Source organism: Enterococcus sp. FR204 (assembly GCF_031143325.1).
In the GTDB taxonomy this organism is placed as follows: domain Bacteria; phylum Bacillota; class Bacilli; order Lactobacillales; family Enterococcaceae; genus Enterococcus_B; species Enterococcus_B faecium.
Map to the genome: position 1 here is coordinate 1 of NZ_JAKZIW010000073.1, position 6,458 is coordinate 6,458.

The window sequence follows — 6,458 nt, forward strand, 5'->3', positions numbered from 1 at the left end:
ATCTTTTTGTTTCAACAACTCTTTAATCTTATCAGATTCAAAAGAGAATGTCAACAACTTCTTTGTTTATTTTTTCTAAACGTCTTTATCACTCATTAGCAGCGACTTGATTATCATATCATCTTTATTGTTATTTGTCAATAACTTTTTTGAAGTTTTTTTCGATAAAATCAAGCTTTATTAGCTATCTCATTTAAACGACTTCGTTATTATAACATGACATCAAAAGTGCGTCAACACTATTTTTTATAATTTTTAGTGACACCTTAAAGGAATCATTTAGAACAAATAATAATATAGCAATCTCTTTATAAAATTGCAATAGAAAATTCCCTATTTTTATTTATTATTTTTAAACACGAATATTACAGTATTTTATTGTTTTTTCGTTCATCTAAAAGCTACTTACATTTAATTAACGGATGTTATTCTATTTAATTGTTCGCTAGTTTTTTATAATGACATCCCTGAATTTCTCACTTGCTTGTATTTTGTACCTTATTCTTTGTTGGATATATAAAAAGACAAGTAAAGCACATGCTTTACTTGTCTTCTGCCTTTGCGATAGGAATAAAGATTCTAAAAATTGTCCCTTGCCCTACTACACTTTCTGCTAAGATACGTCCTTTATAGTTTTCAACCAGTTGTTTAGCGATAGACAACCCCAGACCATTTCCACCCTTCGTTCTAGCTCTTGCTTTATCCACTCGATAAAAACGATTGAAGATCTTATTAAGGTCTTCTTTGGGTATTCCTTCGCCAAAGTCCTGAATCGCGATCTCAAATTCATTCAGAGTGGAAGAAATAGAGATATGGACTTCTTTTCGTGTAGTTGAATACTTTACTGCGTTATCCAATATGATAATGATTAATTGTTCAAAGTGATTACGATAAATTTGCAGGGTCACTTCTTTTATCAAATCATCATCTAAAGTGATCACATAGTCTGGATATAATATCTTGAAATTATTATAAACTTGATAGGTGACTTCTTTTCCTTTAGTTGTTTCATTCGCATAATGAACATCTACTTGTTCTGCTCTTGATAAGTCTAGCATCTCTTGAACTAAGCTTTTCATACGGCTGATTTCTTGCATGCTGGCGCTTAATGATTCTTCTAATATCTCAGGATCATCTTTCCCCCAACGATTTAGCAGACTAAGATGTCCTTCAATAATTGCAACAGGTGTCCTTAACTCATGAGATACGTCTTCCACGAATTGCTCTTGTTGTTCAATATACAAACGCATACGGTCAAGCATCTCATTGAATATTTCAGCTAAATCTGCCAATTCATCATTTGTGTCGATTTCAGGCATGTGGATATCTGATTGCGGATCTTTACCTATAGTATCCATTGTATCTCTGAGTACCTTGAGTGGTTTTAAGAAATAAGAAGATAAAAAGAAGCCTAAAATACTACTTAAGATCAAAGAAACAACTTCTAAAACAATAAGAGTCAATAATAGCTTATTTCGGATATCATAGAAAGAAGATAATTCATAGAAGCTTTGCGCATAGCCAATCTTTTCTCTTGTACCTTTAGAATATATAGGCTGGATAGATAAAAAGCCAGTTTTTCCTTCTAGTGTAACGATCGTTGGCACTTTACGAGTAGTCTGAATCAGGTTTCGACTGTTTTCATGGGTTTTAAAAATCAAGTTCTCGTCCAAATCATAAACATAAAGACCCATTGATGGCTGCCCTAGCTCAGCTATAAAGGAATCGATCTTCATTAAGTTTCCTTCGACCAGTGAAGTATGATCTACGACCTCATCTCCGTCATTTGTCGCTTTCGTCAGATTACGATACGTATTTACTAATGTCAGTTCTTCATCCGAGTTAGCCAAACGAGAAGCTACTTCTGAAATCGTACGCTCTACATTGTTTCTTTCTTTTGCCACAATCAGATTGATAGATGATTTATAGGTAATGACAGCGAAAATTGTAAACACAACGAATATGAAGAAAGAACTCGCAAAGGCCCACTTGATTGTCAAGGAGGGCCCTTTCAGTTCTCTTTTTTCCGATTTTTTCGGCTTTATCACGAGCGCATCACATAACCTGTTCCGCGTACAGTTTGGATATAGCTTTCCTCCCCGGGAACGTCAATTTTGTTGCGAAGATAACGAATATATACGTCCACTACGTTTGTTTCAACTTCTGTTTCGTATCCCCACACTTTATTTAGTAAAACGTCACGTGCTAATACCACGTTCACGTTTTCCATTAAAGTAAGCAGCAACTCGTATTCTCTTTTTGTTAGTTCAATTACTTCATTTCCGCGACGTACGACACGGTTTTCTTTTTCGATAGTCAAATCGCGATAAGTAATAGTAGTTTGTTTAGCCACATTTTTATCGCCTTCAATATCGATTCGACGCAACAATGCACGAAGACGTGCTAATAATTCTTCGATAGCAAATGGTTTGACGATGTAGTCATCTGCTCCGTGGTCAAGTCCAGATACACGATCGATCACAGAATCTCTTGCAGTCATCATAATGATTGGTGTATTTTTGACTTGGCGTACACGTCTGCAGACTTCTAAACCGTTCAATTCTGGGAGCATCAGATCCAACAATATGGCATCCCACTCATTATTTAATGCCGCATCTAAACCAGTTCGGCCGTTGTAGTGGACTTCTGCGTTATACCCTTCATGCTTCAACTCTAGCTCGACAAATCGTGCCAAGTTCTTTTCATCTTCAATGATTAGAATATTGCTCATTTATTATTTTATCCTTTCTATTCTACTGGCTTTTTAAAAACTCTATCATTATACCGATAATATGCTTAAAAATCTATAGTCATTTTATCATGGATAGCAATTTTAAAAAAGAGCTGAAGTCTACTCATAACAATCGACTTCAGCTCTTTCGTCCTCTTTTTATTTTCTCATTTCCTAACAGCCGAAAGACTATTATTCTTCATGGTACCATGAGTAATGGAAGATTCCTTCTTTGTCGACACGTTCATAGGTATGTGCGCCAAAGTAATCGCGTTGGGCTTGGATTATATTTGCAGGCAGACGTTCTGCTCTGTATGAATCGAAGTAAGCGATGGCTGATGAGAAAGTCGGTACAGGTACGCCAGCTTGGACAGCCAAGGCAACGACGTCTCTGACTGATTGCTGATATTTTTTCGTGATTTCAACGAAGTAATCATCTAGCAATAAATTTTCGATCTCAGGATTTTTGTCATAGGCATCCGTAATTTTTTGCAAGAATCGAGCTCGGATGATACATCCAGCGCGCCAGATTTTTGCGATTTCACCAAATGGCAAGTCCCAATCAAATTCTTTTGAAGCGACACGTAATTGAGCAAATCCTTGGGCATAACTCATGATTTTACTGAAATACAACGCTTCTCGGATTTTTTCGACCAATTCTTTTTTGTCTCCCGTGAACTCAAAATCGTTCGTACGAGATAAAATCTTGCTTGCTTGTACGCGTTCTTCTTTATAAGCAGAAATATAGCGGGCAAATACAGATTCAGTGATCAATGGAAGTGGCACACCTAAGTCAAGCGCGCTTTGGCTTGTCCATTTACCTGTTCCTTTATTCCCAGCTGCATCAAGGATCACATCTACTACTGGTTTACCTGTTCCTTCATCGTCTTTACGTGTCAGAATGTCAGCAGTGATTTCTATCAAATAGCTGTCTAATTCGCCTTGATTCCATTCTTTAAAGATATCAGCCATTTCTTCTACTGAAAGGTTTAAAATATTCTTCATTAAGTCATAAGATTCAGCAATCAGTTGCATATCTCCATACTCAATACCGTTGTGTACCATTTTCACATAATGTCCGGCTCCATTTGGGCCAATATATGTGACACATGGTGCTCCGTCTTCTGCTTTTGCAGAAATTTGCTCTAAGATTGGTGCAACTAGCGCATAGGCTTCTTTTTGTCCACCAGGCATGATTGAAGGTCCTTTTAAAGCTCCTTCTTCACCACCGGAAACGCCTGTACCGATAAAGTTGATGCCAGAGTTGGCTAACTCTTCATTACGACGCATCGTATCTTTAAAGAATGTATTTCCTCCGTCAATCAAAATATCGCCTTTATCAAGGTGAGGAAGTAACTCTTGGATTGTTGCATCTGTTGCCGGTCCTGCTTTGACCATTAGCAAGATCCGACGTGGTTTCTCGATAGATTCTACAAATTCTTCGATTGTATATGTTGCTTTGAAATTTTTATCTGGGTGTTCTTCTACTACAGCGGTTGTTTTAGCCCCTGTACGATTGAATAAAGCCACTGAATAGCCGCGGCTTTCTATGTTCAAGGCTAGATTTTTACCCATAACGGCCATACCGACAACGCCGATTTGTTGTTTTGACATATGAACTCCTCCTACATACGGGATTTCTCCCTAATCTCTTACATTATAGCTTAACACGGCTACATTGCAAACTAAAGAACAACATATTTTTTATTTACCGACTACAAAAAAATAAACCTCAAGGCTCCATGGTTAGCCTTGAGGTTTTACATTTTCTAATTAAAATGTATTAAGCTTCTTTTGACATTACGTCCTTACCATCATAGTAACCACAATTTGCACATACGTGATGGCTTTTTTTCATTTCACCACAGTTTGGACATTCGTTTAACCCTTTGATTGTCAATTTGTAGTGTGTACGACGTTTTGCTTTTTTAGCTTTTGATGTTCTTCTAGCTGGTACTGCCATTTTGCTACACCTCCTTGTAAAGTCTTGTATCTAAATTAGACACAATATATTCCAATCTTACTTGTTATCGTCGTCTTTTGATTTAGAATCAAAAAGTTCAGATAGTTTTGCAAGACGAGGATCAATTTTATTCTCGGCTTCTTCCATTTTTCTGCGCTGGTATTCTTCTTCGGAAACAACTTCCCAATCATTGCCTTTTGGAAGTTCTGTTGCTGCTTTCTCTTCTTTTGTCAATACCCGCATTGGAATCGCCAATAAGATGTTGTCTTCAATCGACTCTGCTAAATTCAATAATGGACCTTCAATTAGCAAAATCTCATCCGCAGACATTTGTTCATCTCTACTTTGGAATTGTTCTTCTGTCATGAATACTTCGTCTACAGAAAAATCCATGGGCAGTTCAACAGGTTCTAGTGAACGTGTTGAAGGAACTGTCAAAGTCGTCTGCACAGTGTAATGAACGATATAGCCTTTCTTATCAACTGAGACCAAACCTTCGACTTCCACTGGCGCAACATCAAGTATTAAATTGTCTCGCTTCATGAGAGCGGCTTTCAAGTCGAGCGTCTCATGAAAAGTTAACGGTGTCTCCTGGTATTTTCTCAATTCCAATAAAGACCATTTCATTTTTCATCACTCCTAAGCAACAAAAGCAATTATACAGGGCAAAAAGCATGTTGTCAATGAAATTTTCTTGACACCTTGCAGTTCATAAAAAAACAGAAAAATCTTTATTAGAAAGCCTCTGTTTGCTATCACCCTCAGAATCATTTACAATAATCATTATTCCATTAAAGGAGCGGATGATCTTCATGAACACGAAAGATATCGAATACTATGTCCAAATCGTCAAACAAAAAAACTTTACGAAAGTGGCTAATTATTTCCGTGTGAGCCAACCTACTATTACATATGCATTACAACGTCTTGAAAAAGAGTTTGATACCGTACTTATTACAAGAGATCGATCGCATCACGATTTAATCGTCACGCCTTCTGGAAAGCAGCTGTTTCTCCATGCACAAACCATTCTCCAAGAGATTTCTACTGCAAGAGCTGAAATCACTCAGTTGCAAAAGAAAAAGCTTCGTTTTGGGATGCCTCCTATTATCGGCAATGAATACTTTCCTAAACTGTCAAGTTACTTTATCAAGCATGAATTGATGAATCAAATTGAGATTACCGATGGAGGCTCTCGGGACTTATACGGGATGATCCGACAAGGGAGGATCGATTTAGCTGTATTAGGCTCAACACAGCCAATCGTGGATCAATATTTAGAAACAGAGTTACTTTTGGACAAACGTTTCATGATCGTCGTGCCACCTACACATCCTCTTTCCAAGCAGGATACTGTCTCTTTCAAAGATATAGCAGATGAACAGTTTGTACTATTGAACGAACATTATGTCCACCCCGCAGCATTCACTAAGCTTTCTAAACAAACACATACTCATCCAAAAGTTGTTTATCAAAGCAATGACTTGACGATTTTAAAGAGTATGGTCCGAGAAAATGTGGGTATCGGTTTTTTGGCAGAGATTGCTGTCCATCCTGAAGATCATTTAGTTTGCCTCCCTCTTTCAGATGAAGTTCAGCCTCGCTTCTTGATTTCATTGGCAAAACGAACACAGCAGATCGTCACGCCTCTTCAAGAACAAGTAGTCCAAGTTATCCATGAATTCGTTACAGCACAAAAAAACAGCTCTTCGTAAAAGAAGAGCTGTTTTTATTTTTTATTAAGCTAAATTAGATAGCTGTTGT

At 37.3% G+C, this 6,458-nt stretch carries 6 protein-coding genes; 1 reads left to right on the forward strand and 5 read right to left on the reverse strand.

Going from position 1 to position 6,458, the window contains the following annotated elements; translation table 11 throughout:
- Positions 1-542: 542 nt before the first annotated feature.
- From RG571_RS11475 to RG571_RS11495, 5 genes are all read right to left on the reverse strand, one after another.
- Entirely contained in the window at positions 543-2,048 is a 1,506-nt protein-coding gene (locus RG571_RS11475) for a HAMP domain-containing histidine kinase (protein ID WP_308947702.1), read from the reverse strand.
- A complete protein-coding gene (locus RG571_RS11480) occupies positions 2,045-2,731 on the reverse strand; it encodes a response regulator transcription factor (protein WP_002290973.1) in 687 nt (228 codons plus the stop codon). Before RG571_RS11480 ends, RG571_RS11475 begins: the two co-directional genes overlap by 4 nt.
- Positions 2,732-2,923: 192 nt before the next feature.
- Positions 2,924-4,345, reverse strand: a complete 1,422-nt coding sequence (gene gndA, locus RG571_RS11485; RefSeq protein ID WP_002295350.1) for an NADP-dependent phosphogluconate dehydrogenase — start codon at positions 4,343-4,345, stop codon at positions 2,924-2,926.
- A gap of 169 nt (positions 4,346-4,514) precedes the next feature.
- Positions 4,515-4,694, reverse strand: a complete 180-nt coding sequence (rpmF, locus tag RG571_RS11490) for a 50S ribosomal protein L32 (RefSeq protein ID WP_002290970.1) — start codon at positions 4,692-4,694, stop codon at positions 4,515-4,517.
- A 57-nt stretch (positions 4,695-4,751) separates the two neighbouring features.
- Positions 4,752-5,321: a DUF177 domain-containing protein gene (locus tag RG571_RS11495; protein WP_258430279.1), complete on the reverse strand. Its 570-nt coding sequence runs from the start codon at positions 5,319-5,321 to the stop codon at positions 4,752-4,754.
- Between the two features lie 185 nt (positions 5,322-5,506).
- Here RG571_RS11495 and RG571_RS11500 point away from each other — a divergent pair, with 185 nt between their 5' ends.
- Entirely contained in the window at positions 5,507-6,409 is a 903-nt protein-coding gene (locus RG571_RS11500) for a LysR substrate-binding domain-containing protein (protein WP_002319209.1), read from the forward strand.
- Positions 6,410-6,458 lie beyond the last annotated feature (49 nt).

Excerpts from the sequence above, each read along its gene's own strand:
- RG571_RS11480 (WP_002290973.1), bottom strand. The coding sequence starts at position 2,731 with ATGAGCAATATTCTAATCATTGAAGATGAAAAGAACTTGGCACGATTT.
- gndA (WP_002295350.1), bottom strand. The coding sequence starts at position 4,345 with ATGTCAAAACAACAAATCGGCGTTGTCGGTATGGCCGTTATGGGTAAA.
- rpmF (WP_002290970.1), bottom strand. The coding sequence starts at position 4,694 with ATGGCAGTACCAGCTAGAAGAACATCAAAAGCTAAAAAAGCAAAACGT.
- RG571_RS11495 (WP_258430279.1), bottom strand. The coding sequence starts at position 5,321 with ATGAAATGGTCTTTATTGGAATTGAGAAAATACCAGGAGACACCGTTA.
- RG571_RS11500 (WP_002319209.1), top strand. The coding sequence starts at position 5,507 with ATGAACACGAAAGATATCGAATACTATGTCCAAATCGTCAAACAAAAA.